This is a genomic window from Yersinia sp. 2540 StPb PI, assembly GCF_052217165.1.
In the GTDB taxonomy this organism is placed as follows: Bacteria; Pseudomonadota; Gammaproteobacteria; order Enterobacterales; family Enterobacteriaceae; genus Yersinia; species Yersinia enterocolitica_E.
In genome coordinates, this window is record NZ_JAZGQC010000001.1 from 844,321 (window position 1) to 869,049 (window position 24,729).

Consider the following 24,729-nt stretch of genomic DNA (forward strand, 5'->3'; position numbering starts at 1 on the left):
CTTCTGTTCGTTGATAACTTGACGGTTTATGGCTTGTGGGCTTAACGTCAATATCACGCGCAAACGCAAGGATTTTATCTCAGCATATTTGCTAGACTTAAAATCTAAGATATTGAGTTATGAGTCTGCCAACGATATTGAGACAGGCTTTACCTAGAGGATGGTGTCTTCGATGTCTAATTCGCTTCTCAGTAGCGAAACCAGTGAACTGGATTTACTGGATGAACGTCCGTTCAGTCAGACGGACCATGAAATACTAAAATCATACGAAGCTGTCGTTGATGGCTTAGCTATGCTTATTGGCGGCCACTGTGAAATTGTTCTGCACTCACTGGAAGATCTGAAAAGCTCTGCGGTAAGAATTGCGAATGGAGAACACACTGGAAGGCAAATTGGTTCACCGATAACCGACTTGGCTCTACGGATGTTGCACGATATGGCCGGTGCTGACAGCAGTGTTTCAAGAGCTTATTTCACCCGAGCCAAAAGTGGTGTACTGATGAAATCAGTCACTATCGCTATCCGTAACCGTGACCAGCGTGTTATTGGCTTGCTGTGCATCAACATGAATCTGGATGTGCCTTTCTCACAAATCATCCAAACGTTTATGCCGCCGGAAACGCAGGAAGTTGCTTCCTCGGTCAACTTTGCCTCATCTGTTGATGATTTGGTGGCGCAAACACTTGAATTTACCATCGAAGAAGTCAATGCGGACCGTAATGTTTCTAACAATGCGAAGAACCGCCAAGTGGTACTTAATCTTTATGAAAAGGGTATTTTTGATATCAAAGATGCCATCAATCAGGTTGCAGAACGGCTTAATATCTCTAAACACACCGTCTATCTTTACATTCGCCAATTCAAAAGTGGCGACCTTGTAGGGCACGACCGTTAATGTCTGGCGTGAAAAGATATTGTCTTATGGTCACTGGGCCTGCTTATGGTACGCAGCAGGCCAGTAGTGCTTATCAATTCGCACAAGCGCTGATAAATTCAGGTCACAGTTTGGTGAGTGTTTTCTTCTATCGCGAAGGCGTTTTGAACGCTAACCAATTAACTGCCCCTGCCAGTGATGAATTTGACTTGGTAAGGGCGTGGCAACAATTGGCGGCTGAACATGCTGTTATGTTGCATGTGTGTGTGTCGGCGGCATTACGCCGTGGTGTAACCGACCAACAGGAAGCCGAACAACTCAATCTTGCGGCAGCGAATCTGCAACCGGGTTTTACCTTAACCGGCCTGGGAGCGTTAGCCGAAGCTGCATTGACCTGTGATCGCATGGTGCAATTTTAATGGCAATGAAACGTGTCGCTTTTGTTTTCACCCAAGGTCCGCATGGCAATTCGGCAGGGCGGGAAGGGTTGGATGCCTTACTGGCTACATCGGCATTAAGCGAAGATTTAGGTGTATTCTTTCTGTCAGATGGTGTTTTGCAGCTATTACCTCAGCAACAACCGGAAATAATTCTCGCCAGAAACTATATTGCCACTTTCGGTGTCTTACCCCTGTACGATGTTGAGAATTGTTATATCTGCGAAGCCTCATTAGAGCAACGCGGGTTGAGTGGTGTGACGAACTGGATCCTTGCTGTCGAGGTATTATCTCCGGTAAATTTACGTCGCCAATTGGCAACTTATGATGTTGTGCTAACTTTTTAATGGGATTTGGGTCGCTATAATGCTGTATACCGTCAGTCATTCTCCTTATCGTTGCGATTTATCTGCTTTGCTGAGATTAGTCACATCCGAAGATGAGATTCTCTTTCTACAAGATGGCGTTATGACTGTTTTGAAAAACAGTGAAAGTCTTAAGCTATTGTTAAATAACCCCGCTTCTCTATTTGTGTTAGAAGATGACGTTATTGCACGTGGTTTGTCTGGTCAAATTTCAGACAGCGCTACGCTAATCGGCTATACTCACTTCGTGGATTTGACCCTAAAACATCAGCAACAACTGGCATGGTAATGCAGTCAATGCTGTATATTTCTTGACACCTTAGATAGTCAGCCATAAAATTCTGCGTCCTCGTTCTCTGCCAGTCGTGCAAACGAGGGGGATTTATCACGTGTTTACGAAGCAAAAAACCAGGAGCTTTTTTAATAATGGCAACGATTAACCAGCTGGTTCGCAAGCCACGCAGCATGAAGGTTGCTAAAAGCAACGTTCCTGCGCTGGAAGCATGCCCGCAGAAACGTGGTGTATGTACCCGCGTATATACCACCACCCCGAAAAAACCTAACTCCGCACTGCGTAAAGTTTGCCGTGTGCGTTTAACTAACGGTTTTGAAGTCACCTCCTACATCGGCGGTGAAGGTCATAACCTACAGGAACACTCCGTGATCCTGATCCGTGGCGGTCGTGTAAAAGACTTGCCAGGTGTGCGTTACCACACCGTCCGCGGCGCGCTTGACTGCTCAGGTGTTAAAGACCGTAAGCAATCACGTTCTAAGTACGGCGTGAAGAAGCCAAAGGCTTAATGGTTCTCCGTTAAGTAAGGCCAAACATTTTCACATTAATGTCAAAATAAACTCTTAGAGTTTTGGACAACCCTGAATTAACAACGGAGTATTTCCATGCCACGTCGTCGTGTAATTGGTCAGCGTAAAATTTTGCCAGATCCTAAGTTCGGATCTGAATTGCTGGCTAAATTTGTAAATATCCTGATGGTAGATGGTAAAAAATCTACTGCAGAAGCAATCGTCTATACCGCGCTGGAAACCCTGGCTCAGCGTTCTGGTAAAGATTTTCTGGAAGCTTTCGAAGTAGCTCTGGATAACGTGCGCCCGACTGTCGAAGTTAAGTCTCGCCGCGTTGGTGGTTCTACTTATCAGGTACCAGTTGAAGTTCGTCCGGTTCGTCGTAATGCCTTGGCAATGCGTTGGATCGTTGATGCTGCTCGTAAACGCGGTGATAAATCCATGGCTTTGCGCTTGGCGAATGAACTGTCTGACGCAGCAGAGAACAAAGGTTCTGCTGTTAAGAAACGTGAAGACGTTCACCGTATGGCCGAAGCTAACAAGGCGTTCGCGCACTACCGCTGGTAATTACCACGCAGTAGCTATGCTAACCATGCGGGCGCTTTAATAGTTAACCCGCATGGTTAATCGAATGAACGCCTAAGGCAATAGAGGAATCAAATGGCTCGTAAAACACCCATTGAGCGCTATCGTAATATCGGTATCAGCGCTCACATCGACGCCGGTAAGACAACCACTACCGAACGTATCCTGTTTTACACCGGTGTAAACCATAAGATCGGTGAAGTTCATAACGGCGCAGCCACTATGGACTGGATGGAACAAGAGCAGGAACGTGGTATTACCATTACTTCTGCGGCTACTACCTGCTTCTGGTCTGGTATGGCTAAACAGTATGAACCACATCACATCAATATCATTGACACCCCAGGGCACGTTGACTTCACCATTGAAGTTGAACGTTCTATGCGTGTTCTTGACGGTGCGGTAATGGTTTACTGTGCAGTTGGTGGTGTTCAGCCACAGTCTGAGACCGTATGGCGTCAGGCGAACAAATATAAAGTCCCACGCATTGCGTTCGTTAACAAAATGGACCGCATGGGTGCTAACTTCCTGAAAGTTGTTGGCCAGCTTAAAGCTCGTCTGGGCGCGAATCCAGTTCCATTGCAACTGGCAATCGGCGCGGAAGAGAAATTCACTGGTGTTATCGATCTAGTGAAAATGAAAGCGATCAACTGGAATGAAGCCGATCTGGGTGTGACCTTCGAATACGAAGAGATCCCTGCTGATATGGCTGAGCTGGCTGCTGAATGGCACCAGAATCTGGTTGAATCGGCTGCAGAAGCGTCTGAAGAGCTGATGGACAAGTATTTGGGCGGCGAAGAGCTGACCGAAGAAGAAATCAAGAAAGCTCTGCGTCAACGTGTTCTGCGCAACGAAATTATCTTGGTTACCTGTGGCTCTGCGTTTAAAAACAAAGGCGTACAGGCAATGCTGGATGCAGTTATCGATTATCTGCCAGCGCCAACTGACGTTGAAGCAATCAACGGTATTTTGGACGATGGTAAAGATACTCCGGCTGTTCGTCATTCAGACGACAAAGAGCCGTTCTCTGCATTGGCATTCAAAATTGCTACCGACCCGTTTGTGGGTAACCTGACATTCTTCCGTGTGTACTCTGGTATTGTTAACTCCGGTGACACTGTGCTGAACTCAGTACGTTCGCGTGAAGAGCGTTTGGGTCGTATCGTACAGATGCACGCCAACAAACGTGAAGAGATCAAAGAAGTTCGCGCAGGTGACATCGCAGCAGCGATCGGCCTGAAAGACGTGACGACGGGTGACACCTTATGTGATCCAAAGCATGTGATCATTCTGGAACGTATGGAGTTCCCTGAGCCGGTTATCTCTGTTGCCGTTGAACCAAAAACCAAAGCCGACCAGGAAAAAATGGGTATGGCTCTGGGGCGTCTGGCAAAAGAAGATCCATCATTCCGTGTGTGGACTGACGAAGAATCAGGTCAGACTATCATCGCTGGTATGGGTGAGCTGCACTTGGATATCCTGGTTGACCGTATGCGCCGCGAATTTAGCGTGGAAGCAAACATCGGTAAACCTCAGGTTGCTTACCGTGAAACTATCCGCGATACCGTCAAGGACGTGGAAGGTAAGCACGCTAAGCAGTCAGGCGGTCGTGGTCAGTACGGTCATGTTGTTATCGATATGTCTCCGTTACCACCGGGTGGCGCTGGGTATGAATTCGTCAACGAAATCGTTGGTGGTTCTATTCCTAAAGAGTTCATCCCTGCTGTTGATAAAGGTATCCAGGAACAACTGAAATCCGGTCCTCTGGCTGGTTATCCGGTTGTGGACGTTAAAGTGCGTCTGCACTACGGTTCTTACCATGATGTTGACTCCTCAGAATTGGCGTTTAAATTAGCCGGTTCTATCGCCTTTAAAGAAGGTTTCAAACGAGCTAAACCAGTTCTGCTTGAGCCAATAATGAAGGTTGAAATCGAAACCCCTGAAGATTATGCGGGTGACGTAATGGGTGACCTGAGTCGTCGTCGTGGCATGATCGAAGGTATGGAAGATACGTTAACTGGTAAGACTATTCGTGCCCAGGTTCCGTTGTCTGAAATGTTCGGTTATGCTACTGACCTGCGCTCTCAGACCCAGGGCCGTGCTTCATACTCTATGGAGTTCCTGAAGTATGCTGAAGCGCCGAGTAACGTCGCTCAAGCCGTTATCGAAGCCCGTGGCAAATAAGCTTTCGGGTTTAAAACAATGATCCAGTGCTCTCTCATAAGTGGTAGAGCACCAGAGTAAGGAATATAGTCGTGTCTAAAGAAAAATTTGAACGTAACAAACCCCATGTAAACGTCGGTACTATCGGCCACGTTGACCATGGTAAAACTACCCTGACTGCAGCAATCACTACCGTACTGGCTAAAACCTACGGCGGTAGCGCTCGTGCTTTCGATCAGATCGATAACGCACCAGAAGAAAAAGCTCGTGGTATCACCATCAACACTTCTCACGTTGAATATGACACCCCGACTCGTCACTATGCGCACGTTGACTGCCCAGGACACGCCGACTACGTTAAAAACATGATCACCGGTGCTGCTCAGATGGACGGCGCGATCTTGGTTGTTGCTGCAACTGACGGTCCTATGCCACAGACTCGTGAACACATCCTGTTGGGTCGCCAGGTTGGCGTTCCATACATGATCGTATTCATGAACAAATGTGACATGGTTGACGACGAAGAGCTGCTGGAACTGGTAGAAATGGAAGTTCGTGAACTTCTTTCTGCTTACGATTTCCCAGGCGACGACATTCCAGTAATCAAGGGCTCAGCTCTGAAAGCACTGGAAGGCGTTCCTGAGTGGGAAGCAAAAATTATCGAACTGGCTGAAGCATTGGATACTTATATTCCACTGCCAGAACGTGCTATCGATAAGCCATTCTTGCTGCCAATCGAAGACGTATTCTCTATCTCAGGCCGTGGTACTGTTGTAACTGGTCGTGTAGAGCGCGGTATCGTTAAAGTTGGTGAAGAAGTAGAGATCGTTGGTATCAAAGATACTGTTAAATCTACTTGTACTGGCGTTGAAATGTTCCGCAAACTGCTGGACGAAGGCCGTGCTGGTGAGAACGTTGGTGTTCTTCTGCGTGGTATCAAACGTGAAGATATCGAACGTGGTCAGGTTCTGGCTAAACCAGGTTCTATCAAACCACACACTACCTTTGATTCAGAAGTTTATATTCTGAGCAAAGATGAAGGCGGCCGTCATACTCCGTTCTTCAAAGGCTACCGTCCTCAGTTCTACTTCCGTACAACTGACGTAACCGGTACCATCGAACTGCCAGAAGGCGTTGAAATGGTAATGCCTGGTGATAACGTGAACATGGTTGTTACCTTGATTCACCCAATCGCAATGGACGACGGTCTGCGTTTCGCAATCCGTGAAGGCGGCCGTACTGTAGGCGCTGGTGTTGTTGCTAAAGTTATCGCTTAATTGTTTTACTGATTAATTATTTTATTGATCAAGTAACCAAGGGTGCTTCGGCACCCTTTTTTATTGATAAAGTGAATAATCTTAATTGAAATAACACGCATTCTTATTTACACTTGAGAGATTGGTTAAGAAGTGAGTCTCTCTATGTATGTTTGTCTGTGTAATGCGGTATCTGACAAAGTTATCCGCAAAGCTGTACGTCAGCACCATCCACATACCATTAAACAACTGCGTCAATTGGTACCCATTGGTACAGACTGCGGTAAGTGCATCCGACAGGCCAGAGAGATACTGATCGAGGAACGCGCGAATATTCCAGAAATGAATGATGTTGCCTAATAGTTAGCAGGGAGAAGTATTCCCCACACTTTGCCATCTGGTACTACACTTTGTGTACTGGAAGCGGAGGGTATACTTATGAAAGGCGATAAAAAGATAATTGCACATCTCAATACACTACTCGGCAACGAGCTAGTTGCCATCAATCAATATTTTCTCCATGCCCGAATGTTTAAAAACTGGGGGCTGATGCGCCTTAATGATAAGGAGTATCACGAATCCATAGACGAAATGAAGCATGCCGATAAATACATCGAACGTATTTTATTCCTCGAAGGTATTCCTAACTTACAGGACTTGGGTAAGCTGAATATTGGCGAGGATGTTGAGGAAATACTGAAATCAGATTTAGCTCTCGAGCTCGCCGGGGCGAAGGATCTGCGTGAAGGTATTGCTTATGCTGATTCTATCCATGACTATGTTAGTCGCGATTTATTGAAAGAAATTCTTGCTGATGAAGAGGGCCATATTGACTGGCTAGAAACAGAACTGAGTCTGATTGAGCGTTTAGGTATACAAAACTACTCTCAGGCACAGTTGGCGAAAGACTAAATACTTGCAAGATAGCTTGTTTATTAACCATAAGATTACGCAGTCAAAAAGAGTGAGAATCCTTCTTGGACTCACTCTTTTTTTCATTCCTACCGCACAAATTAACCTTATATCCCCTTAATTAAATTATCTGGCAAGTTTTTGCATAGATTTCCAACACTGGCTTGCTTCCTGCTGGTATTTACGTATAATGCGCGGGCCTACCTAATCTTGGTAGGCCAGATTGAAACTAATCTGTCAGTCATAGCCTAGTGCTGTTACTGAACAATACTCCCGATATGGGGGTTATATGTTGAACGATTACACTCCCCCATCAATCGAAATGGGTGCGAGGAGTAATCATTTACGTTTATAAATAATTGGAGCTCTGGTCTCATGCAGAACCAAAGAATCCGTATCCGCCTGAAAGCGTTTGATCATCGTTTGATCGATCAATCAACTGCGGAAATCGTCGAGACTGCCAAGCGCACTGGTGCGCAGGTTCGCGGTCCGATCCCGCTGCCAACTCGCAAAGAGCGCTTTACCGTTCTGATCTCTCCGCACGTCAATAAAGATGCGCGCGATCAGTACGAGATTCGCACTCACAAGCGTCTGGTTGACATCGTTGAGCCAACCGAGAAAACCGTTGATGCTCTGATGCGTCTGGATCTGGCTGCTGGTGTAGACGTGCAGATCAGCCTGGGTTAATCAGGTCATTGAGCGATTGAGAGGTTGAAACAATGATTGGTTTAGTCGGTAAGAAAGTGGGTATGACGCGTATCTTCACTGAAGATGGCGTTTCAATCCCAGTAACTGTTATCGAAATTGAAGCGAACCGCGTAACTCAGGTCAAAAGCCTGGAGAACGACGGATACCGTGCTGTGCAAGTAACTACCGGTGCTAAAAAAGCTAACCGCGTTACTAAACCAGAAGCGGGTCATTTCGCTAAAGCTGGCGTAGAAGCTGGCCGTGGTCTGTGGGAATTCCGCCTTCCAGAAGGTCAAGAATTCACTGCTGGCCAAGAAATTAGCGTCGAAATCTTTGCAGACGTTAAGAAAGTCGACGTTACAGGTACGTCTAAAGGTAAAGGTTTTGCCGGTACTGTTAAGCGCTGGAACTTCCGTACCCAAGATGCTACCCATGGTAACTCCTTGTCTCACCGCGTTCCGGGTTCTATCGGTCAGAACCAGACTCCGGGCAAAGTGTTTAAAGGCAAGAAAATGGCAGGCCATATGGGTGATGAACGTGTAACTGTTCAAAGCCTGGATGTAGTACGTGTTGACGCTGAGCGCAACCTACTGCTGGTCAAGGGCGCTGTACCGGGAGCAACCGGTGGCAACCTGATCGTAAAACCGGCTGTCAAGGCGTAACGTCGAGGAGATAGGAATGGAATTGGTAATGAAAGACGCGCAAGGCGCGCTGACTGTTTCCGAAACTACCTTCGGGCGTGATTTCAATGAAGCGCTTGTACATCAGGTTGTTGTTGCTTACGCAGCAGGTGCCCGTCAAGGTACTCGTGCTCAGAAGACCCGTGCTGAAGTAACAGGTTCCGGTAAGAAACCGTGGCGCCAGAAAGGCACCGGCCGTGCGCGTGCAGGTTCTGTAAAGAGCCCAATCTGGCGTTCAGGTGGTGTGACCTTTGCTGCGAAGCCTCAGGATCACAGTCAGAAAGTAAATAAAAAGATGTACCGCGGCGCGCTGAAAAGCATTCTGTCCGAATTGGTACGTCAAGATCGTCTGATCATTGTCGAAAAGTTCTCTGTTGAAGCACCTAAAACTAAGTTGCTGGCGCAGAAACTGAAAGATATGGCTCTGGAAGATGTGCTGATCGTAACGGGTGAACTGGACGAGAACTTGTTCTTGGCAGCTCGCAACCTGTACAAGGTTGACGTTCGCGATGTAGCCGGTATCGACCCAGTTAGCCTGATCGCCTTCGATAAAGTGGTTATGACTGCTGATGCTGTGAAGCAAGTTGAGGAGATGCTGGCATGATTCGTGAAGAACGTCTGCTGAAAGTACTGCGCGCGCCGCATGTATCTGAAAAAGCGTCCGCTGCGATGGAAAAGAATAACACCATCGTTCTCAAAGTTGCCAAAGACGCGACCAAAGCAGAAATTAAAGCTGCAGTGCAGAAACTGTTTGAAGTCGAAGTCGAAGACGTTAACACCTTGCTGGTTAAAGGCAAGAGTAAGCGTCACGGTCAGCGTGTTGGTCGTCGTAGCGACTGGAAAAAAGCTTACGTCACCCTGAAAGAAGGCCAGAATCTGGACTTCATCGGCGGCGCAGAGTAAGTCGGAGGAGTAAAACAATGGCAATTGTTAAATGTAAACCTACATCTCCGGGTCGTCGCCACGTTGTTAAGGTGGTTAACCAGGAGTTGCATAAGGGTAAGCCTTATGCCCCGTTGCTTGAGAAATTAAGCAAAAGCGGTGGCCGTAACAACAATGGCCGTATCACTACCCGTCATATCGGTGGTGGCCACAAGCAACATTATCGTCTGGTTGACTTCAAACGCAACAAAGATGGTATCCCTGCAGTGGTTGAGCGTCTGGAGTACGATCCGAACCGTTCCGCGAATATCGCGCTGGTTCTGTACAAAGACGGCGAACGCCGTTATATCCTGGCGCCAAAAGGCCTGAAAGCTGGTGACCAGATTCAATCTGGCGTTGATGCGGCAATTAAAGCAGGTAACACCCTGCCTATGCGTAACATCCCAGTTGGTTCAACGGTTCATAACGTAGAAATGAAACCAGGTAAAGGCGGCCAATTGGCTCGTTCTGCTGGTGCATACGTTCAGATCGTTGCTCGTGACGGTTCCTACGTTACTCTGCGTCTGCGCTCCGGCGAAATGCGCAAGGTTCAAGCTGATTGCCGCGCCACCTTAGGTGAAGTCGGTAATGCTGAACACATGCTGCGTGTGCTGGGTAAAGCAGGTGCTAGTCGTTGGCGTGGTATTCGTCCTACCGTTCGCGGTACGGCGATGAACCCGGTAGATCACCCACACGGTGGTGGTGAAGGTCGTAACTTTGGTAAGCACCCGGTAACTCCGTGGGGCGTTCAAACCAAAGGTAAGAAGACCCGTAGCAACAAGCGTACTGATAAGTTCATCGTACGTCGCCGTAGTAAAAAATAATTAGAGGATAAGCCATGCCACGTTCTCTCAAGAAAGGTCCCTTCATTGACCTGCACTTGCTGAAGAAGGTAGAGAAAGCGGTGGAAAGCGGAGACAAGAAGCCAATTCGGACTTGGTCCCGTCGTTCAACGGTCTTTCCAAATATGATCGGTTTGACCATCGCTGTCCATAATGGTCGTCAGCACGTTCCCGTTTTTGTAGCCGATGAAATGGTCGGTCACAAACTGGGTGAATTCGCGCCGACCCGTACTTATCGCGGCCATGCGGCCGATAAAAAGGCTAAAAAGCGCTAAGGTAGGAGGAAGAGATGGAAACTATCGCTAAACATCGCCACGCTCGTTCTTCTGCTCAGAAGGTTCGCTTGGTAGCGGACCTGATTCGCGGTAAGAAAGTGTCGCAAGCTCTGGAAACTCTGGCCTATACCAACAAGAAAGCTGCTGGTTTGGTTAAGAAGGTACTAGAGTCTGCCATTGCTAACGCAGAACACAACGATGGCGCTGACATCGATGATCTGAAAGTCACGAAGATCTTCGTAGACGAAGGCCCTAGCATGAAGCGCATTATGCCGCGTGCAAAAGGTCGTGCAGATCGCATCCTGAAGCGCACCAGCCACATTACTGTGGTTGTGTCCGATCGCTGAGACTCTGGAGACTAGCAATGGGTCAGAAAGTACATCCTAATGGTATTCGACTAGGTATTGTCAAAGCTTGGAACTCTACCTGGTACGCAAATACCAAAGAATTCGCTGACAACCTGGACAGCGACTTTAAAGTTCGCCAATTCCTGACTAAGGAATTAGCGAAAGCTTCCGTTTCTCGCATCGTTATCGAGCGTCCAGCGAAGAGCATCCGTGTGACTATTCACACCGCTCGTCCTGGCATCGTTATCGGCAAGAAAGGTGAAGATGTCGAAAAACTGCGTAAGGTCGTAGCGGATATCGCTGGCGTTCCTGCACAGATTAACATCGCCGAAGTCCGTAAACCGGAACTGGACGCAAAATTGGTTGCTGACAGCATCACTTCACAGCTGGAACGTCGCGTTATGTTCCGTCGTGCTATGAAGCGTGCTGTACAGAACGCAATGCGTCTTGGCGCTAAAGGTATCAAAGTTGAAGTAAGCGGCCGCCTTGGCGGTGCTGAAATCGCGCGTACCGAATGGTACCGTGAAGGTCGTGTTCCGTTGCATACATTGCGTGCGGATATCGATTACAACACATCTGAAGCGCACACCACTTACGGTGTAATCGGCGTTAAGGTATGGATCTTCAAAGGTGAGATCTTGGGTGGTATGGCTGCTGTTGAACAACCGGAACCGGCTGCTCAACCTAAAAAGCAGCAGCGTAAAGGCCGCAAGTAAGGAGAATCGCTGATGTTACAACCAAAGCGTACAAAATTCCGTAAGATGCACAAAGGCCGTAACCGTGGCCTTGCGCAAGGTACGGATGTTAGCTTCGGTGAGTTCGGCCTGAAAGCTTGTGGCCGTTGCCGCCTGACGGCTCGTCAAATCGAAGCAGCCCGTCGTGCGATGACACGTGCAATTAAGCGTCAAGGTAAGGTCTGGATCCGTGTTTTCCCGGACAAGCCGATCACCGAGAAGCCGCTCGAAGTGCGTATGGGTAAAGGTAAGGGTAACGTAGAGTATTGGGTTGCCCTGATCCAGCCAGGAAAAATGTTGTTTGAAATGGCTGGTGTACCGGAAGAAACTGCTCGCGAAGCATTTAAGCTCGCAGCAGCGAAACTGCCTGTAGGAACCACCTTTGTAACTAAGACGGTGATGTGATGAAAGCACAAGAGCTGCGTGAAAAAAGCGTTGAAGAGCTGAACACTGAGCTGCTCAACCTGCTGCGTGAGCAATTCAATTTGCGCATGCAGGCGGCTAGTGGCCAGCTGCAACAAACTCACCTGTCGAAACAAGTGCGCCGTAATATCGCACGTGTTAAGACTTTACTGACTGAGAAGGCGGGTGCGTAATGACTGAGCAAATCCGTACTCTGCAAGGTCGCGTAGTTAGTGACAAAATGGAGAAATCCATGGTTGTTGCTATCGAACGTGTGGTGAAACACCCTATTTACGGGAAATTCATCCGTCGTACGACGAAATTGCATGTACATGACGAGAACAATGAATGTGGAATCGGTGACGTGGTAGAAATCCGCGAATGCCGTCCACTGTCAAAGACTAAGTCTTGGACGCTTGTTCGCGTTGTAGAGAAAGCGATTCTGTAATAGAGTAGCCAACTCGAACATAATAAACGGCTCAGAAAGTGGGCCGTTTATTTTTTCTACCCATAATTTGGAAGCGGTGTTATAATGCTGCGCCCTCATTAATGGGGCTTTTAAACGACCTATTCTGGGTCCTAAAGTAGTAGTTGACATTAGCGGAGCACTAACATGATCCAAGAACAGACTATGCTGAACGTGGCCGACAACTCCGGTGCACGTCGCGTAATGTGTATCAAGGTTCTAGGTGGCTCGCACCGTCGCTACGCAGGCATCGGCGACATCATCAAGATCACCATCAAGGAAGCAATTCCTCGTGGCAAGGTGAAGAAAGGCGATGTTCTGAAGGCGGTAGTGGTGCGCACCAAGAAGGGTGTACGTCGCCCGGACGGTTCTGTCATTCGCTTCGATGGTAACGCTTGTGTTATTTTAAATAATAACAGCGAGCAGCCAATCGGCACGCGTATTTTTGGGCCGGTAACTCGTGAACTGCGTAATGAGAAGTTCATGAAAATTATCTCTCTGGCACCAGAAGTACTCTAAGGAGCGAACCATGGCAGCGAAAATCCGTCGTGATGACGAAGTTATCGTGCTAACCGGGAAAGACAAAGGTAAGCGCGGTAAAGTAAAGAATGTCCTGTCTGCTGGTAAGGTCATTGTTGAAGGTATCAACCTGGTTAAAAAACATCAGAAGCCGGTTCCGGCCCTGAACCAACCAGGTGGCATTGTTGAAAAAGAAGCTGCAATTCAAGTTTCCAACCTTGCGCTGTTCAACACGACAACCGGTAAGGCTGACCGTGTAGGCTTTAGATTCGAAGACGGCAAAAAAGTCCGTTTCTTTAAATCTAATAGCGAAACTATCAAGTAATTTGGAGTAATACGATGGCGAAACTGCATGATTACTACAAAGACGAGGTGGTCAAACAACTGATGTCTCAGTTTGGCTACAACTCTGTCATGCAAGTCCCTCGGGTCGAGAAGATCACCCTGAACATGGGTGTTGGTGAAGCGATCGCTGACAAGAAACTGCTGGACAATGCAGCAGCTGACTTGGCAGCAATCTCCGGTCAAAAGCCGTTTATCACCAAAGCACGCAAATCTGTTGCAGGCTTCAAAATCCGTCAGGGCTATCCGATCGGCTGTAAAGTAACCCTGCGTGGCGAACGCATGTGGGAATTCTTTGAGCGTCTGATTACCATTGCTGTACCTCGTATCCGTGACTTCCGTGGCTTGTCCGCTAAGTCATTCGATGGTCGTGGTAACTACAGCATGGGTGTGCGCGAGCAGATCATCTTCCCGGAAATCGACTACGATAAAGTCGATCGTGTACGTGGTTTGGATATTACCATTACCACTACTGCGAAATCCGATGATGAAGGCCGTGCATTGTTGGCTGCTTTTAAATTCCCATTCCGCAAGTAAGGTAGGGTTACTGATGGCTAAGCAATCAATGAAAGCACGCGAAGTTGTTCGCGTGAAACTAGCTAACAAATACCGCGCTCAACGCGAGGAATTAAAAGCTATTATCTCTGGTGTGAACTCATCCGACGAAGACCGTTGGAATGCTGTTCTGAAGCTGCAGTCTCTGCCGCGTGATTCCAGCCCGTCCCGTCAGCGTAACCGCTGCAACCAAACTGGTCGTCCGCATGGTTTCCTGCGGAAGTTCGGGTTGAGCCGTATTAAAGTCCGTGAAACCGCAATGCGCGGTGAAATCCCGGGCCTTAAGAAGGCTAGCTGGTAATTGTCACCAATTGAATCACGGGAGTAAAGACAGATGAGCATGCAAGATCCGATCGCGGATATGCTGACCCGTATCCGTAACGGTCAATCCGCAAACAAAGTCGCGGTCACCATGCCTTCCTCCAAGCTGAAAGTGGCAATTGCCAACGTTCTGAAGGAAGAAGGTTTTATTGAAGATTTTAAAATCGAAGGCGACACCAAGCCTGTTCTGGAATTAGCTCTTAAGTATTTCCAGGGTAAGGCAGTGGTAGAAAGCATTCAACGTATCAGCCGTCCAGGTCTGCGCATCTATAAGAAAAAAGATGAGCTGCCAAAAGTTATGGCCGGTTTGGGTATCGCTGTTATTTCTACCTCTAAAGGTGTTATGACCGATCGTGCAGCTCGCCAAGCTGGTCTTGGTGGCGAGATTATCTGCTACGTAGCTTAATTCGGGAGGAAAGAATGTCTCGTGTTGCAAAAGCACCCGTCGTCATTCCTGCCGGCGTAGAGGTAAAACTCAACGGTCAGGTTATTTCGATAAAGGGTAAGAACGGCGAGCTGACTCGTACCGTCCATAGCGCTGTTGAAGTTAAGCAAGAAGAAAATACACTGACTTTCGCTCCACGCGAAGGCGCTGTAGACGGTTGGGCCCAAGCGGGTACCACTCGTGCACTGCTTAACGCAATGGTCGTTGGTGTTACCGAAGGCTTCACTAAGAAGCTTCAATTGGTAGGTGTAGGTTACCGTGCCGCAGTTAAAGGCAACGTGGTGAATTTAGCTTTAGGCTTCTCTCACCCAGTTGACCATGAATTGCCGGCTGGCATCACTGCAGAATGCCCGACCCAAACTGAAATCGTGCTGAAAGGCGCTGATAAGCAGGTGATTGGTCAGGTTGCAGCAGATTTACGTGCCTACCGTCGTCCTGAGCCTTATAAAGGCAAGGGTGTCCGTTACGCCGACGAAGTCGTGCGTACCAAAGAGGCTAAGAAGAAGTAAGGTAACACTATGGATAAGAAAGCAGCTCGTATCCGTCGTGCGACCCGCGCACGCCGCAAGCTCAAAGAACTGGGTGCGACTCGCCTGGTGGTACATCGTACCCCACGCCATATTTACGCGCAGGTTATTGCACCAAACGGTTCAGAAATTTTGGTAGCAGCTTCTACTGTAGAAAAAGCTATCAATGAGCAATTGAAGTACGCCGGCAACAAAGATGCCGCCGCAGCTGTAGGTAAAGCTGTTGCAGAGCGCGCATTGGAAAAAGGGATCACGAAAGTATCCTTTGACCGTTCCGGTTTCCAATATCATGGTCGAGTCCAGGCACTGGCAGATGCTGCCCGTGAAGCTGGCCTTCAGTTCTAAGGTAGAGGTGTAAGATGTCACACATCGAAAAACAAGCTGGCGAACTGCAGGAAAAGCTGATCGCGGTAAACCGCGTATCTAAAACCGTAAAAGGTGGCCGTATTTTCAGCTTTACCGCACTGACAGTAGTTGGTGATGGTAACGGTCGCGTTGGTTTTGGCTACGGCAAAGCACGCGAAGTTCCGGCAGCGATCCAGAAAGCGATGGAAAAAGCCCGTCGCGCTATGATTAATGTTGCTTTGGATAACGGTACTCTGCAGCACCCAGTTAAAGGTGCTCACACAGGTTCTCGTGTATTCATGCAACCAGCTTCTGAAGGTACCGGTATCATCGCCGGTGGTGCAATGCGCGCCGTCTTGGAAGTTGCAGGGGTTCATAACGTATTGGCCAAGGCCTATGGTTCTACTAACCCGATCAACGTGGTTCGTGCAACTATTGCAGCTCTGGAAGATATGAAATCCCCAGAAATGGTCGCTGCCAAGCGTGGTAAGTCCGTCGAAGAAATTCTAGGGAAATAACCATGGCAAAGACTATTAAAGTAACTCAAACAAAAAGCAGTATCGGTCGTTTGCCGAAACATAAGGCAACTCTGATCGGTTTAGGTCTGCGTCGTATTGGTCATACTGTAGAGCGTGAGGATACTCCCGCTGTGCGTGGTATGGTCAACTTGGTTTCCTACATGGTTAAAGTTGAGGAGTAACAGATGCGTTTAAATACTCTGTCTCCGGCTGAAGGTGCCAAGCATGCGCCGAAGCGTGTAGGTCGTGGTATCGGTTCTGGCCTGGGTAAAACTGCTGGTCGTGGTCACAAAGGTCAGAACTCACGTTCTGGTGGTGGCGTACGTCGTGGTTTTGAAGGTGGTCAGATGCCTTTATATCGTCGTTTGCCGAAATTCGGCTTCACCTCTCGCAAAGCTATGATCACGGCAGAAGTTCGTCTGTCTGAACTGGCTTTAGTGGAAGGCGACGTAATCGACCTGAACACGTTGAAAGCCGCTAACGTTGTTGGTACCCAGATTGAGTTCGCGAAAGTTATGCTTTCAGGCGAAATCACTCGTGCGGTAACTCTTCGTGGTCTGCGTGTCACCAAAGGCGCTCGTGCTGCTATCGAAGCTGCTGGCGGTAAAATTGAGGAATAAGTAGCAGATGGCTAAGCAACCAGGATTAGATTTTCAAAGTGCTAAAGGCGGATTAGGCGAACTGAAGCGCAGACTTTTGTTTGTTATCGGTGCGCTTATTGTTTTCCGTATCGGCTCTTTTATTCCGATTCCTGGTATCGATGCCACTGTGCTTGCTAAATTGCTCGAGCAGCAGAGAGGGACCATCATTGAAATGTTTAACATGTTCTCTGGTGGTGCTCTCAGTCGTGCTTCTATCTTTGCCTTGGGTATCATGCCGTATATTTCGGCATCGATTATTATCCAACTGTTAACGGTGGTTCATCCAGCGTTAGCAGAGATAAAGAAAGAAGGGGAGGCTGGCCGTCGTAAGATTAGCCAGTACACCCGTTATGGCACGTTGGTATTGGCTATATTCCAATCGATCGGTATTGCTACCGGTCTGCCGAATATGCCTGGGATGCAAGGTCTGGTAATCAATCCAGGCTTTGCTTTCTACTTTACCGCTGTTGTTAGCTTGGTCACCGGGACTATGTTCCTGATGTGGCTGGGCGAACAGATTACTGAGCGTGGTATCGGTAACGGTATTTCAATCATAATCTTTGCTGGTATTGTTGCTGGTCTTCCACCTGCAATAGCCCATACCATCGAGCAAGCTCGGCAAGGCGACCTGCACTTCCTCCTGTTGCTGTTGGTTGCAGTATTAGTGTTTGCAGTAACCTTCTTCGTTGTTTTCATTGAACGTGGTCAGCGTCGTATCGTCGTTAACTATGCTAAACGTCAACAAGGTCGTCGTGTTTATGCAGCACAGAGCACACACTTACCGTTGAAAGTGAATATGGCCGGGGTTATCCCAGCAATCTTCGCTTCCAGCATAATTCTGTTCCCTGCCACGATTGCATCATGGTTTGGGGGTGGGACAGGTTGGAACTGGCTGACGACTATTTCGATGTATTTGCAGCCGGGACAGCCGCTTTATGTGTTACTCTATGCGTCTGCAATCATCTTCTTCTGTTTCTTCTACACGGCGTTAGTGTTTAACCCGCGTGAAACAGCAGATAACCTGAAGAAGTCCGGTGCATTCGTGCCAGGAATTCGTCCGGGAGAGCAAACGGCGAAGTACATCGATAAAGTAATGACGCGTCTAACCTTAATTGGTGCGATGTATATTACTTTCATCTGCCTGATCCCGGAGTTCATGCGTGACGCGATGAAAGTACCATTTTACTTTGGTGGTACCTCCCTACTTATCGTAGTGGTGGTCATCATGGACTTTATGGCTCAAGTGCAAACTCTGATGATGTCTAGTCAATACGAGTCTGCATTGAAGAAAGCAAACCTGAAAGGCTATAACCGCTAATTCAGGGATGTTTGAGAAGTTACGGAGAGTAAAAATGAAAGTTCGTGCTTCCGTCAAGAAATTATGTCGTAACTGCAAAATTGTTAAGCGTAACGGTGTCGTTCGCGTAATCTGCAGTGCCGAACCAAAGCATAAACAGCGTCAAGGCTGATTTATCTTGCATATTTTTCTTGCAAAGTTGGGTTGAGCTGGCTAGATTAGCCAGCCAATCTTTTGTATGTGACTGCAATACTATTTGAGTATCCTGAAAACGGGCTTTTCAGAATGGTATTGCTGTATAAAATAGTAGGAGTGCATAGTGGCCCGTATAGCAGGCATTAACATTCCTGATCAGAAACATACCGTAATCGCGTTAACTGCGATCTACGGCATCGGTAAAACCCGTTCACAGGCTATCTGTGTTGCTGCGGGTATTGCTGAAAATGTTAAGATCAGTGAGCTGTCTGAAGAGCAAATCGAGAAGCTGCGTGACGAAGTTGCCAAGTACGTTGTAGAAGGTGATCTGCGTCGTGAGGTGACCCTGAGCATCAAGCGTCTGATGGACCTTGGGACTTATCGTGGTTTGCGTCATCGTCGTGGTCTACCAGTTCGCGGTCAGCGTACTAAGACCAACGCACGTACCCGTAAGGGTCCGCGTAAACCGATCAAGAAATAATCGGGGTGATTGAATAATGGCAAAGGCACCTATTCGTGCACGCAAGCGTGTAAGAAAGACAGTCTCTGACGGTGTGGCTCATATCCATGCTTCTTTCAACAACACCATCGTTACTATTACAGATCGTCAAGGTAACGCATTGGGTTGGGCAACAGCAGGTGGTTCCGGTTTCCGTGGATCTCGTAAGTCTACTCCGTTTGCAGCGCAAGTTGCAGCAGAGCGCTGCGCTGACGCAGTGAAAGAATACGGTATCAAGAATCTGGAAGTTATGGTTAAAGGACCTGGTCCGGGCCGTGAGTCTACTATCCGTGCGTTAAACGCGGCTGGTTTCCGCATCACTAATATTACTGATGTGACTCCGATCCCTCATAACGGTTGTCGTCCGCCGAAAAAGCGCCGCGTATAACGCTGCTTTTAGGTTTGTTGGAGAGAGAAAATGGCAAGATATTTGGGTCCTAAGCTCAAGCTGAGCCGTCGTGAGGGCACAGACCTGTTCCTTAAGTCTGGCGTTCGCGCGATTGACACCAAGTGTAAGATTGAACAACCACCTGGCCAGCACGGTGCGCGTAAACCGCGTCTGTCTGACTACGGTGTGCAGTTACGTGAGAAACAAAAAGTTCGCCGTATCTATGGTGTTCTAGAACGTCAATTCCGTAACTACTATAAAGAAGCAGCACGTCTGAAAGGCAACACAGGTGCAAACCTGTTGCAACTGCTGGAAGGTCGTCTGGATAACGTAGTTTACCGTATGGGCTTTGGCGCAACTCGTGCTGAATCACGTCAGCTGGTTAGTCATAAAGCTATCATGGTAAATGGTCGCGTTGTTAACATCGCTTCTTATCAGGTATCTCCGAATGACGTAGTCAGCATCCGTGAGAAAGCTAAAAAGCAGTCTCGTGTTAAGGCAGCTTTGGAGCTGGCTGAGCAGCGTGAAAAGCCGACTTGGCTGGAAGTTGATGCTGTCAAGATGGAAGGTGTGTTCAAACGTATTCCTGAACGTACTGATCTGTCTGCGGACATTAACGAACACCTGATCGTCGAGCTTTACTCCAAGTAAAGCTTAGTACCAAAGAGAGGACACAATGCAGGGTTCTGTGACAGAGTTTCTAAAACCGCGCCTGGTAGATATCGAGCAAGTCAGTTCGACGCACGCCAAGGTGACCCTTGAGCCGTTAGAGCGTGGCTTTGGCCATACTCTCGGCAACGCACTGCGCCGTATTCTGCTTTCATCTATGCCGGGTTGCGCGGTGACCGAGGTTGAGATTGATGGTGTACTGCATGAGTACAGCACCAAAGAAGGCGTACAGGAAGATATCCTGGAGATCCTGCTCAACCTGAAAGGGCTGGCGGTGAGAGTTCAGGGTAAAGATGAAGTTATTCTTACCCTGAATAAGTCTGGCATTGGCCCTGTGACTGCAGCCGATATCACCCATGACGGGGATGTCGAAATCGTCAAGCCGCAGCACGTTATCTGCCACCTGACCGATGAGAACGCATCTATTAGTATGCGTATCAAAGTTCAACGTGGTCGTGGTTATGTGCCGGCTTCTGCCCGAATTCATTCGGAAGAAGATGAGCGCCCGATTGGTCGTCTGTTAGTAGACGCATGCTATAGCCCTGTAGAGCGTATTGCCTACAATGTTGAAGCAGCGCGTGTAGAACAGCGTACCGACCTGGACAAGTTGGTTATCGAGATGGAAACCAATGGTACGATCGATCCTGAAGAGGCGATCCGCCGTGCGGCAACTATCTTGGCTGAACAGCTTGAAGCTTTCGTTGATTTACGAGATGTACGTCAGCCGGAAGTTAAAGAAGAGAAGCCAGAGTTCGATCCGATCCTGCTGCGCCCTGTTGACGATCTGGAATTGACTGTCCGCTCTGCTAACTGCCTCAAGGCAGAAGCTATCCACTACATCGGTGATCTGGTACAGCGTACCGAGGTTGAGTTGCTGAAAACGCCGAACCTGGGTAAAAAATCTCTTACTGAGATTAAAGACGTGCTTGCTTCACGTGGTCTTTCTTTAGGCATGCGCCTAGAAAATTGGCCGCCAGCTAGCATTGCTGACGAGTAACCGGATCACAGGTTAAGGTTTTACTGAGAAGGATAAGGTCATGCGCCATCGTAAGAGTGGTCGTCAACTGAACCGTAACAGCAGCCATCGCCAGGCTATGTTCCGTAACATGGCCGGCTCTTTGGTTCGTCATGAGATAATCAAGACGACCCTGCCGAAAGCGAAAGAGCTGCGTCGCGTTGTTGAGCCGCTGATTACTCTTGCCAAGACCGACAGCGTAGCTAATCGTCGTCTGGCATTCGCCCGTACTCGTGATAACGAGATCGTGGCAAAACTGTTTAACGAGCTAGGCCCGCGTTTCGCGAGCCGCGCCGGTGGTTACACTCGCATTCTGAAGTGTGGCTTCCGTGCAGGCGACAACGCACCGATGGCTTACATCGAGTTAGTTGATCGTGCTGCATCGCAAGCAGAAGTAGTTGCTGCAGAGTAATCTGTAAACGCGTAAAAAAACCGGGCTTGCCCGGTTTTTTTACGTCTACAATATCAGTGATATGCGTTTATCCTTCCCATATATTGTCAATCCTCTCTTATTATTTTGCTACCGATCCTTTAACCTTAACTATTCTTCGATTTTATAAAGTCTGATCTCCTGGTCGTGATATGGAATTAATTGATGAATGGGCGGAACGACGCATTATTGATGCTCAGCAAAAGGGCGAACTCGATAATCTGTCAGGCAGCGGTAAACCACTACAGCTAGATGATGACTCCCTAGTTCCTCTTGATTTGAGAGCAGGTTACAGATTACTGAGAAATGCAGGGTACCTCCCCGTTGAATTACAGGATCGTCAAGAAGCACTTACTGTCGCCGAATTGTTGTCACAGATAGATAAGCAGCACGACAACTACCAGAATTTACATAAGCGCTTGGCATTATTAGAACTGAGATTGAGACAAGCAGGGTTTAGCACTGACTTTCTCCATCAGGAGTACCAACATAAAATGGTCGATAAACTGTCAAAAGAGGAGTAACTAAATGTTAAAAATTGGGCAACTCGCTAAACTGGCAGATGTTACACCAGATACTATTCGCTACTATGAGAAACAAGGAATGATGGATCATGGCAAACGGACAGAAGGCGGTTACCGACTGTATAGTGAACAAGATTTACAGCGTTTACGTTTTATCCGCTATGCGAAGCAGCTCGGGTTTACATTAGAAACTATCGCCGAATTACTGTCGATTCGTGTCGATCCTGAACATCATACCTGTCAGGAATCAAAAGCAATTGTGGATTCTCGATTACATGATGTGGAAAGTAAGATAACTGAGTTTAAAAGAATGCGTGAATCACTAAAACGCCTTAGTAATGCCTGCTGCGGAAGTACTCATGCAACGACTTATTGTTCTATTCTGGAAGCACTGGAACAAGGGGCGACTGAAGAATCAGCTAAAGACTAAATTTTAGGTGGGTAGTTTAAATCAGCTTACATTAGCAGTATTATGCGTAGGATTTTTAATCAATAAATTTATCAGTGAGGTTTTATTATGGCGGTATATCGACATACCAAGGGGAAAATTAAAGATAATGCGCTAGAGGCATTACTCCATGACCCACTTTTCAGGCAACGTATCGAGCAGAACAGTAAAGGAAAAGGAAGTTATCGGCGTAAAGAAAAATACGCAAAAGGTAGTAACTGGGAGGCCAGTGGTAAGCAATCAATAGATTCATTACCACTGGTCTTCTGATTTGAAAGCAGTAAGAAGCCATCATATGATGGCTTTTACGTTTATCAAAACTGAACTTACTTTGATTGCTGCGCTTTCAGTAAATCACGAATCTCGGCTAACAGCTTTTCTTCTGTTGTTGGTGCTGGCGGTGCTGTAGGCTCTTCCGCTTTTTCACGGCGCATTTTATTCATTAGCTTCACGGCGGAAAATATAGCGAGCGCCACAATAACAAAATCGAAAATGCTCTGAATGAATGTACCGTAGTTCATTACTACAGCAGGTATAGTCCCTTCAGCAGCACGTAATATGAAATGGAATTGCTTGAAATCGACCCCCCCAAGCAATAAGCCAAGTGGCGGCATGATGATGTCGGCGACAAGTGAAGAAACAATTCTGCCAAATGCGGCACCAATAATTACCCCGACTGCCAAATCGACCACATTGCCACGCATGGCAAATTCACGAAATTCCTTCATAAAACTCATAAATGACACCCCCTTTAAAAATGAATGACTTAATCTTAGCTAAATAAAACTCGATAGAACCATAATTATAGAAAATTTTCCCACTATCTACGGAAATAGTTTTAATTTATAAATGGGTTCGAACTAGTTAATTATTAATAATTACAGGAAGAATGGGCTTGGTTGGAACAACCGCTCCACATCGGGCACGAATTTTTTGTGAGTAATAAACATCACTACGTGGTCACCCTGTTTAATTATGGAGTTGCTGTTGGCAATGATAACCTCATCCCCACGTACAATTGCCCCAATGGTAGTACCTGGTGGTAACTTTATATCCTCAACCATTCGGCCAACAACTTTTGATGTGGTTTCATCACCGTGGGCAATTGCTTCGATTGCCTCAGCCACACCCCGCCTTAATGAAGAAACACTGACAATATCCGCTTTACGGACATGACCTAAAAGGGCTGAAATAGTGGCCTGCTGCGGTGAGATGACAATATCAATAACGCTTCCTTGAACCAGATCGACATAGGCGCTACGTTGGATTAATACCATTGCCTTTTTTGCGCCCATCCGTTTTGCCAGCATCGCGGACATAATATTGGCTTCATCGTCATTGGTAATGGCAATAAAGACATCGACCTGTTCAATATGCTCTTCTGCCAGCAGTTCCTGGTCTGACGCATCGCCATAAAATACAATAGTATCGTGTAACATCTCGGCTAATTCGGCGGCTCGCTGCGGGTTACGCTCAATTAATTTTACACTGTAATCTTTTTCTAATCGTAGGGCTAAACCGGCTCCGACATTACCACCGCCAACAATCATAATGCGCTTATAGGGTTTTTCAAGACGTTGTAACTCACTCATTACAGCGCGGATATGCTGTGAGGCAGCAACAAAGAAGACTTCATCACCTGCTTCAATGATAGTGGAGCCCTGTGGACGAATTGGTCGATCTTGACGAAAGATTGCTGCCACTCTGGTATCAATATGAGGCATGTGTTCACGCAGAGAGGATAATGCATTCCCCACCAATGGGCCGCCATAATAGGCTTTTACCGCCGCAATACTGACTTTACCTTCAGCAAAATTAACTACCTGTAATGCACCAGGATATTCGATAAGTTTATAGATATTATCGATAACTAGCTGTTCCGGTGATATCAAATGGTCAATGGGTACCGCTTCTGGCAGAAAAAGCTTATCAGCTTCACGAATATATTCAGCCGAACGGATACGTGCGATGCGATTTGGTGTATTAAATAGTGAATACGCAATTTGGCAGGCAACCATATTGGTTTCATCAGAATTGGTCACTGCAACCAACATATCGGCATCTTCAGCCCCCGCTTCCCGCAAGACTCTCGGATGCGATCCATGCCCTTGTACCACACGCAGATCAAATTTATCTTGCAACTGGCGTAGGCGGCCAGAGTCAATATCCACAACGGTGATATCGTTGTTCTCGCCTACCAGATTTTCTGCCAGGGTTCCGCCAACTTGCCCCGCCCCAAGAATAATTATTTTCATAGCGTTCTCTGTTCCACACTGAAATTAGGTTTTGAGGCATAGCCAAAGC

General features: G+C 47.5%; 43 protein-coding genes. 41 read left to right on the forward strand and 2 right to left on the reverse strand.

The window, feature by feature from the left end; translation table 11 throughout:
- Nucleotides 1-172 precede the first annotated feature (172 nt).
- The 41 genes from V1956_RS03685 to V1956_RS03885 all read left to right on the forward strand — a co-directional run bounded on the left by V1956_RS03685 (nt 173) and on the right by V1956_RS03885 (nt 22,695).
- Nucleotides 173-895 carry a helix-turn-helix transcriptional regulator gene (locus tag V1956_RS03685; protein ID WP_032906602.1) on the forward strand — a complete coding sequence of 241 codons (723 nt, stop codon included), beginning with the start codon at nt 173-175 and terminating at the stop codon, nt 893-895.
- Nucleotides 895-1,293 carry a sulfurtransferase complex subunit TusD gene (tusD, locus tag V1956_RS03690; RefSeq protein ID WP_442824819.1) on the forward strand — a complete coding sequence of 133 codons (399 nt, stop codon included), beginning with the start codon at nt 895-897 and terminating at the stop codon, nt 1,291-1,293. The genes V1956_RS03685 and tusD overlap by 1 nt, the downstream gene beginning before the upstream one ends.
- Nucleotides 1,293-1,658 (forward strand): sulfurtransferase complex subunit TusC, encoded by a 366-nt coding sequence (gene tusC / locus V1956_RS03695; protein ID WP_372560348.1) that lies wholly within the window; start codon nt 1,293-1,295, stop codon nt 1,656-1,658. The genes tusD and tusC overlap by 1 nt, the downstream gene beginning before the upstream one ends.
- A 19-nt stretch (nt 1,659-1,677) precedes the next feature.
- Nucleotides 1,678-1,965, forward strand: coding sequence for a sulfurtransferase complex subunit TusB (gene tusB / locus V1956_RS03700; RefSeq protein WP_049601300.1), 288 nt, complete (start codon nt 1,678-1,680; stop codon nt 1,963-1,965).
- 137 nt (nt 1,966-2,102) lie between these two features.
- Nucleotides 2,103-2,477 (forward strand): 30S ribosomal protein S12, encoded by a 375-nt coding sequence (gene rpsL / locus V1956_RS03705; RefSeq protein WP_002212323.1) that lies wholly within the window; start codon nt 2,103-2,105, stop codon nt 2,475-2,477.
- Between the two features lie 96 nt (nt 2,478-2,573).
- Complete coding sequence (gene rpsG / locus V1956_RS03710) at nt 2,574-3,044, forward strand: 30S ribosomal protein S7 (RefSeq protein WP_002212324.1); 471 nt, start codon at nt 2,574-2,576, stop codon at nt 3,042-3,044.
- A 93-nt stretch (nt 3,045-3,137) separates the two neighbouring features.
- The gene (gene fusA, locus V1956_RS03715) at nt 3,138-5,246 is read left to right on the forward strand and encodes an elongation factor G (protein ID WP_083161170.1); all 2,109 of its coding nucleotides are present in this window, start codon (nt 3,138-3,140) and stop codon (nt 5,244-5,246) included.
- 71 nt (nt 5,247-5,317) lie between these two features.
- Complete coding sequence (tuf, locus tag V1956_RS03720; RefSeq protein WP_005186230.1) at nt 5,318-6,502, forward strand: elongation factor Tu; 1,185 nt, start codon at nt 5,318-5,320, stop codon at nt 6,500-6,502.
- A gap of 144 nt (nt 6,503-6,646) precedes the next feature.
- Nucleotides 6,647-6,841: a bacterioferritin-associated ferredoxin gene (bfd, locus tag V1956_RS03725; RefSeq protein WP_005186233.1), complete on the forward strand. Its 195-nt coding sequence runs from the start codon at nt 6,647-6,649 to the stop codon at nt 6,839-6,841.
- A 78-nt stretch (nt 6,842-6,919) separates the two neighbouring features.
- A complete protein-coding gene (gene bfr / locus V1956_RS03730) occupies nt 6,920-7,393 on the forward strand; it encodes a bacterioferritin (RefSeq protein WP_083161169.1) in 474 nt (157 codons plus the stop codon).
- Nucleotides 7,394-7,768: 375 nt separating this feature from the next.
- Complete coding sequence (rpsJ, locus tag V1956_RS03735; RefSeq protein ID WP_001181005.1) at nt 7,769-8,080, forward strand: 30S ribosomal protein S10; 312 nt, start codon at nt 7,769-7,771, stop codon at nt 8,078-8,080.
- Nucleotides 8,081-8,112: 32 nt separating this feature from the next.
- Nucleotides 8,113-8,742 carry a 50S ribosomal protein L3 gene (gene rplC / locus V1956_RS03740; RefSeq protein ID WP_002218932.1) on the forward strand — a complete coding sequence of 210 codons (630 nt, stop codon included), beginning with the start codon at nt 8,113-8,115 and terminating at the stop codon, nt 8,740-8,742.
- Between the two features lie 16 nt (nt 8,743-8,758).
- A complete protein-coding gene (gene rplD / locus V1956_RS03745; protein ID WP_004702326.1) occupies nt 8,759-9,364 on the forward strand; it encodes a 50S ribosomal protein L4 in 606 nt (201 codons plus the stop codon).
- Complete coding sequence (rplW, locus tag V1956_RS03750) at nt 9,361-9,663, forward strand: 50S ribosomal protein L23 (RefSeq protein ID WP_005159841.1); 303 nt, start codon at nt 9,361-9,363, stop codon at nt 9,661-9,663. The genes rplD and rplW overlap by 4 nt, the downstream gene beginning before the upstream one ends.
- A 17-nt stretch (nt 9,664-9,680) precedes the next feature.
- On the forward strand, nt 9,681-10,505 hold the full coding sequence (rplB, locus tag V1956_RS03755; protein ID WP_005186240.1) for a 50S ribosomal protein L2: 825 nt from the start codon (nt 9,681-9,683) through the stop codon (nt 10,503-10,505).
- Between the two features lie 14 nt (nt 10,506-10,519).
- A complete protein-coding gene (gene rpsS / locus V1956_RS03760) occupies nt 10,520-10,798 on the forward strand; it encodes a 30S ribosomal protein S19 (protein ID WP_032818077.1) in 279 nt (92 codons plus the stop codon).
- Between the two features lie 14 nt (nt 10,799-10,812).
- A complete protein-coding gene (gene rplV, locus V1956_RS03765) occupies nt 10,813-11,145 on the forward strand; it encodes a 50S ribosomal protein L22 (protein ID WP_004391423.1) in 333 nt (110 codons plus the stop codon).
- A 17-nt stretch (nt 11,146-11,162) separates the two neighbouring features.
- The gene (gene rpsC / locus V1956_RS03770; RefSeq protein ID WP_002221644.1) at nt 11,163-11,861 is read left to right on the forward strand and encodes a 30S ribosomal protein S3; all 699 of its coding nucleotides are present in this window, start codon (nt 11,163-11,165) and stop codon (nt 11,859-11,861) included.
- A gap of 12 nt (nt 11,862-11,873) precedes the next feature.
- Nucleotides 11,874-12,284 (forward strand): 50S ribosomal protein L16, encoded by a 411-nt coding sequence (rplP, locus tag V1956_RS03775; RefSeq protein WP_038242806.1) that lies wholly within the window; start codon nt 11,874-11,876, stop codon nt 12,282-12,284.
- Entirely contained in the window at nt 12,284-12,475 is a 192-nt protein-coding gene (gene rpmC / locus V1956_RS03780) for a 50S ribosomal protein L29 (RefSeq protein WP_005159843.1), read from the forward strand. The genes rplP and rpmC overlap by 1 nt, the downstream gene beginning before the upstream one ends.
- Nucleotides 12,475-12,729, forward strand: a complete 255-nt coding sequence (gene rpsQ / locus V1956_RS03785) for a 30S ribosomal protein S17 (protein ID WP_032820219.1) — start codon at nt 12,475-12,477, stop codon at nt 12,727-12,729. Before rpmC ends, rpsQ begins: the two co-directional genes overlap by 1 nt.
- Nucleotides 12,730-12,894: 165 nt before the next feature.
- The gene (gene rplN / locus V1956_RS03790) at nt 12,895-13,266 is read left to right on the forward strand and encodes a 50S ribosomal protein L14 (protein ID WP_002213325.1); all 372 of its coding nucleotides are present in this window, start codon (nt 12,895-12,897) and stop codon (nt 13,264-13,266) included.
- A 10-nt stretch (nt 13,267-13,276) separates the two neighbouring features.
- Complete coding sequence (rplX, locus tag V1956_RS03795; RefSeq protein ID WP_049612315.1) at nt 13,277-13,591, forward strand: 50S ribosomal protein L24; 315 nt, start codon at nt 13,277-13,279, stop codon at nt 13,589-13,591.
- A gap of 14 nt (nt 13,592-13,605) precedes the next feature.
- Nucleotides 13,606-14,145 carry a 50S ribosomal protein L5 gene (gene rplE, locus V1956_RS03800; RefSeq protein ID WP_004391419.1) on the forward strand — a complete coding sequence of 180 codons (540 nt, stop codon included), beginning with the start codon at nt 13,606-13,608 and terminating at the stop codon, nt 14,143-14,145.
- 13 nt (nt 14,146-14,158) lie between these two features.
- Nucleotides 14,159-14,464, forward strand: coding sequence for a 30S ribosomal protein S14 (gene rpsN, locus V1956_RS03805; RefSeq protein WP_004391418.1), 306 nt, complete (start codon nt 14,159-14,161; stop codon nt 14,462-14,464).
- 33 nt (nt 14,465-14,497) lie between these two features.
- Nucleotides 14,498-14,890, forward strand: a complete 393-nt coding sequence (gene rpsH, locus V1956_RS03810) for a 30S ribosomal protein S8 (RefSeq protein WP_032820216.1) — start codon at nt 14,498-14,500, stop codon at nt 14,888-14,890.
- A 14-nt stretch (nt 14,891-14,904) separates the two neighbouring features.
- Nucleotides 14,905-15,438, forward strand: a complete 534-nt coding sequence (rplF, locus tag V1956_RS03815) for a 50S ribosomal protein L6 (protein WP_004391415.1) — start codon at nt 14,905-14,907, stop codon at nt 15,436-15,438.
- Nucleotides 15,439-15,447: 9 nt separating this feature from the next.
- Nucleotides 15,448-15,801 carry a 50S ribosomal protein L18 gene (gene rplR / locus V1956_RS03820; RefSeq protein ID WP_004391413.1) on the forward strand — a complete coding sequence of 118 codons (354 nt, stop codon included), beginning with the start codon at nt 15,448-15,450 and terminating at the stop codon, nt 15,799-15,801.
- 14 nt (nt 15,802-15,815) lie between these two features.
- Nucleotides 15,816-16,319 (forward strand): 30S ribosomal protein S5, encoded by a 504-nt coding sequence (rpsE, locus tag V1956_RS03825; RefSeq protein WP_004391412.1) that lies wholly within the window; start codon nt 15,816-15,818, stop codon nt 16,317-16,319.
- Between the two features lie 2 nt (nt 16,320-16,321).
- Complete coding sequence (rpmD, locus tag V1956_RS03830) at nt 16,322-16,501, forward strand: 50S ribosomal protein L30 (RefSeq protein WP_002213339.1); 180 nt, start codon at nt 16,322-16,324, stop codon at nt 16,499-16,501.
- Nucleotides 16,502-16,504: 3 nt separating this feature from the next.
- Complete coding sequence (gene rplO / locus V1956_RS03835) at nt 16,505-16,939, forward strand: 50S ribosomal protein L15 (protein WP_004391411.1); 435 nt, start codon at nt 16,505-16,507, stop codon at nt 16,937-16,939.
- Between the two features lie 7 nt (nt 16,940-16,946).
- Nucleotides 16,947-18,278 carry a preprotein translocase subunit SecY gene (gene secY, locus V1956_RS03840; RefSeq protein WP_002213344.1) on the forward strand — a complete coding sequence of 444 codons (1,332 nt, stop codon included), beginning with the start codon at nt 16,947-16,949 and terminating at the stop codon, nt 18,276-18,278.
- 34 nt (nt 18,279-18,312) lie between these two features.
- Nucleotides 18,313-18,429: a 50S ribosomal protein L36 gene (gene rpmJ / locus V1956_RS03845; protein ID WP_002227352.1), complete on the forward strand. Its 117-nt coding sequence runs from the start codon at nt 18,313-18,315 to the stop codon at nt 18,427-18,429.
- Between the two features lie 147 nt (nt 18,430-18,576).
- A complete protein-coding gene (gene rpsM, locus V1956_RS03850; RefSeq protein WP_004702348.1) occupies nt 18,577-18,933 on the forward strand; it encodes a 30S ribosomal protein S13 in 357 nt (118 codons plus the stop codon).
- Nucleotides 18,934-18,949: 16 nt separating this feature from the next.
- Nucleotides 18,950-19,339 (forward strand): 30S ribosomal protein S11, encoded by a 390-nt coding sequence (rpsK, locus tag V1956_RS03855; RefSeq protein WP_004709234.1) that lies wholly within the window; start codon nt 18,950-18,952, stop codon nt 19,337-19,339.
- Between the two features lie 30 nt (nt 19,340-19,369).
- The gene (rpsD, locus tag V1956_RS03860) at nt 19,370-19,990 is read left to right on the forward strand and encodes a 30S ribosomal protein S4 (RefSeq protein ID WP_002218949.1); all 621 of its coding nucleotides are present in this window, start codon (nt 19,370-19,372) and stop codon (nt 19,988-19,990) included.
- Between the two features lie 25 nt (nt 19,991-20,015).
- Nucleotides 20,016-21,005 (forward strand): DNA-directed RNA polymerase subunit alpha, encoded by a 990-nt coding sequence (locus V1956_RS03865; protein ID WP_002438685.1) that lies wholly within the window; start codon nt 20,016-20,018, stop codon nt 21,003-21,005.
- A 40-nt stretch (nt 21,006-21,045) separates the two neighbouring features.
- Nucleotides 21,046-21,435: a 50S ribosomal protein L17 gene (rplQ, locus tag V1956_RS03870; RefSeq protein ID WP_004391407.1), complete on the forward strand. Its 390-nt coding sequence runs from the start codon at nt 21,046-21,048 to the stop codon at nt 21,433-21,435.
- 170 nt (nt 21,436-21,605) lie between these two features.
- Nucleotides 21,606-21,977: a DnaJ family domain-containing protein gene (locus V1956_RS03875; protein ID WP_083161165.1), complete on the forward strand. Its 372-nt coding sequence runs from the start codon at nt 21,606-21,608 to the stop codon at nt 21,975-21,977.
- 4 nt (nt 21,978-21,981) lie between these two features.
- Nucleotides 21,982-22,407: a Zn(2+)-responsive transcriptional regulator gene (zntR, locus tag V1956_RS03880; RefSeq protein ID WP_372560349.1), complete on the forward strand. Its 426-nt coding sequence runs from the start codon at nt 21,982-21,984 to the stop codon at nt 22,405-22,407.
- An 87-nt stretch (nt 22,408-22,494) separates the two neighbouring features.
- Nucleotides 22,495-22,695: an alternative ribosome-rescue factor A gene (locus V1956_RS03885; protein ID WP_372560350.1), complete on the forward strand. Its 201-nt coding sequence runs from the start codon at nt 22,495-22,497 to the stop codon at nt 22,693-22,695.
- Between the two features lie 56 nt (nt 22,696-22,751).
- On the opposite strand, the gene mscL is transcribed toward V1956_RS03885, so the two are convergent.
- Entirely contained in the window at nt 22,752-23,162 is a 411-nt protein-coding gene (mscL, locus tag V1956_RS03890; protein WP_442824820.1) for a large-conductance mechanosensitive channel protein MscL, read from the reverse strand.
- Between the two features lie 141 nt (nt 23,163-23,303).
- Nucleotides 23,304-24,680: a Trk system potassium transporter TrkA gene (trkA, locus tag V1956_RS03895; RefSeq protein WP_372560351.1), complete on the reverse strand. Its 1,377-nt coding sequence runs from the start codon at nt 24,678-24,680 to the stop codon at nt 23,304-23,306.
- Nucleotides 24,681-24,729 lie beyond the last annotated feature (49 nt).

Bases quoted from the DNA above. Each gene is read 5' to 3' on its own strand.
- V1956_RS03685 (WP_032906602.1), top strand. From the start codon at position 173: ATGTCTAATTCGCTTCTCAGTAGCGAAACCAGTGAACTGGATTTACTG.
- tusD (WP_442824819.1), top strand. From the start codon at position 895: ATGTCTGGCGTGAAAAGATATTGTCTTATGGTCACTGGGCCTGCTTAT.
- tusC (WP_372560348.1), top strand. From the start codon at position 1,293: ATGGCAATGAAACGTGTCGCTTTTGTTTTCACCCAAGGTCCGCATGGC.
- tusB (WP_049601300.1), top strand. From the start codon at position 1,678: ATGCTGTATACCGTCAGTCATTCTCCTTATCGTTGCGATTTATCTGCT.
- rpsL (WP_002212323.1), top strand. From the start codon at position 2,103: ATGGCAACGATTAACCAGCTGGTTCGCAAGCCACGCAGCATGAAGGTT.
- rpsG (WP_002212324.1), top strand. From the start codon at position 2,574: ATGCCACGTCGTCGTGTAATTGGTCAGCGTAAAATTTTGCCAGATCCT.
- fusA (WP_083161170.1), top strand. From the start codon at position 3,138: ATGGCTCGTAAAACACCCATTGAGCGCTATCGTAATATCGGTATCAGC.
- bfd (WP_005186233.1), top strand. From the start codon at position 6,647: ATGTATGTTTGTCTGTGTAATGCGGTATCTGACAAAGTTATCCGCAAA.
- bfr (WP_083161169.1), top strand. From the start codon at position 6,920: ATGAAAGGCGATAAAAAGATAATTGCACATCTCAATACACTACTCGGC.
- rpsJ (WP_001181005.1), top strand. From the start codon at position 7,769: ATGCAGAACCAAAGAATCCGTATCCGCCTGAAAGCGTTTGATCATCGT.
- rplC (WP_002218932.1), top strand. From the start codon at position 8,113: ATGATTGGTTTAGTCGGTAAGAAAGTGGGTATGACGCGTATCTTCACT.
- rplD (WP_004702326.1), top strand. From the start codon at position 8,759: ATGGAATTGGTAATGAAAGACGCGCAAGGCGCGCTGACTGTTTCCGAA.
- rplW (WP_005159841.1), top strand. From the start codon at position 9,361: ATGATTCGTGAAGAACGTCTGCTGAAAGTACTGCGCGCGCCGCATGTA.
- rplB (WP_005186240.1), top strand. From the start codon at position 9,681: ATGGCAATTGTTAAATGTAAACCTACATCTCCGGGTCGTCGCCACGTT.
- rpsS (WP_032818077.1), top strand. From the start codon at position 10,520: ATGCCACGTTCTCTCAAGAAAGGTCCCTTCATTGACCTGCACTTGCTG.
- rplV (WP_004391423.1), top strand. From the start codon at position 10,813: ATGGAAACTATCGCTAAACATCGCCACGCTCGTTCTTCTGCTCAGAAG.
- rpsC (WP_002221644.1), top strand. From the start codon at position 11,163: ATGGGTCAGAAAGTACATCCTAATGGTATTCGACTAGGTATTGTCAAA.
- rplP (WP_038242806.1), top strand. From the start codon at position 11,874: ATGTTACAACCAAAGCGTACAAAATTCCGTAAGATGCACAAAGGCCGT.
- rpmC (WP_005159843.1), top strand. From the start codon at position 12,284: ATGAAAGCACAAGAGCTGCGTGAAAAAAGCGTTGAAGAGCTGAACACT.
- rpsQ (WP_032820219.1), top strand. From the start codon at position 12,475: ATGACTGAGCAAATCCGTACTCTGCAAGGTCGCGTAGTTAGTGACAAA.
- rplN (WP_002213325.1), top strand. From the start codon at position 12,895: ATGATCCAAGAACAGACTATGCTGAACGTGGCCGACAACTCCGGTGCA.
- rplX (WP_049612315.1), top strand. From the start codon at position 13,277: ATGGCAGCGAAAATCCGTCGTGATGACGAAGTTATCGTGCTAACCGGG.
- rplE (WP_004391419.1), top strand. From the start codon at position 13,606: ATGGCGAAACTGCATGATTACTACAAAGACGAGGTGGTCAAACAACTG.
- rpsN (WP_004391418.1), top strand. From the start codon at position 14,159: ATGGCTAAGCAATCAATGAAAGCACGCGAAGTTGTTCGCGTGAAACTA.
- rpsH (WP_032820216.1), top strand. From the start codon at position 14,498: ATGAGCATGCAAGATCCGATCGCGGATATGCTGACCCGTATCCGTAAC.
- rplF (WP_004391415.1), top strand. From the start codon at position 14,905: ATGTCTCGTGTTGCAAAAGCACCCGTCGTCATTCCTGCCGGCGTAGAG.
- rplR (WP_004391413.1), top strand. From the start codon at position 15,448: ATGGATAAGAAAGCAGCTCGTATCCGTCGTGCGACCCGCGCACGCCGC.
- rpsE (WP_004391412.1), top strand. From the start codon at position 15,816: ATGTCACACATCGAAAAACAAGCTGGCGAACTGCAGGAAAAGCTGATC.
- rpmD (WP_002213339.1), top strand. From the start codon at position 16,322: ATGGCAAAGACTATTAAAGTAACTCAAACAAAAAGCAGTATCGGTCGT.
- rplO (WP_004391411.1), top strand. From the start codon at position 16,505: ATGCGTTTAAATACTCTGTCTCCGGCTGAAGGTGCCAAGCATGCGCCG.
- secY (WP_002213344.1), top strand. From the start codon at position 16,947: ATGGCTAAGCAACCAGGATTAGATTTTCAAAGTGCTAAAGGCGGATTA.
- rpmJ (WP_002227352.1), top strand. From the start codon at position 18,313: ATGAAAGTTCGTGCTTCCGTCAAGAAATTATGTCGTAACTGCAAAATT.
- rpsK (WP_004709234.1), top strand. From the start codon at position 18,950: ATGGCAAAGGCACCTATTCGTGCACGCAAGCGTGTAAGAAAGACAGTC.
- rpsD (WP_002218949.1), top strand. From the start codon at position 19,370: ATGGCAAGATATTTGGGTCCTAAGCTCAAGCTGAGCCGTCGTGAGGGC.
- V1956_RS03865 (WP_002438685.1), top strand. From the start codon at position 20,016: ATGCAGGGTTCTGTGACAGAGTTTCTAAAACCGCGCCTGGTAGATATC.
- rplQ (WP_004391407.1), top strand. From the start codon at position 21,046: ATGCGCCATCGTAAGAGTGGTCGTCAACTGAACCGTAACAGCAGCCAT.
- V1956_RS03875 (WP_083161165.1), top strand. From the start codon at position 21,606: ATGGAATTAATTGATGAATGGGCGGAACGACGCATTATTGATGCTCAG.
- zntR (WP_372560349.1), top strand. From the start codon at position 21,982: ATGTTAAAAATTGGGCAACTCGCTAAACTGGCAGATGTTACACCAGAT.
- V1956_RS03885 (WP_372560350.1), top strand. From the start codon at position 22,495: ATGGCGGTATATCGACATACCAAGGGGAAAATTAAAGATAATGCGCTA.
- mscL (WP_442824820.1), bottom strand. From the start codon at position 23,162: ATGAGTTTTATGAAGGAATTTCGTGAATTTGCCATGCGTGGCAATGTG.
- trkA (WP_372560351.1), bottom strand. From the start codon at position 24,680: ATGAAAATAATTATTCTTGGGGCGGGGCAAGTTGGCGGAACCCTGGCA.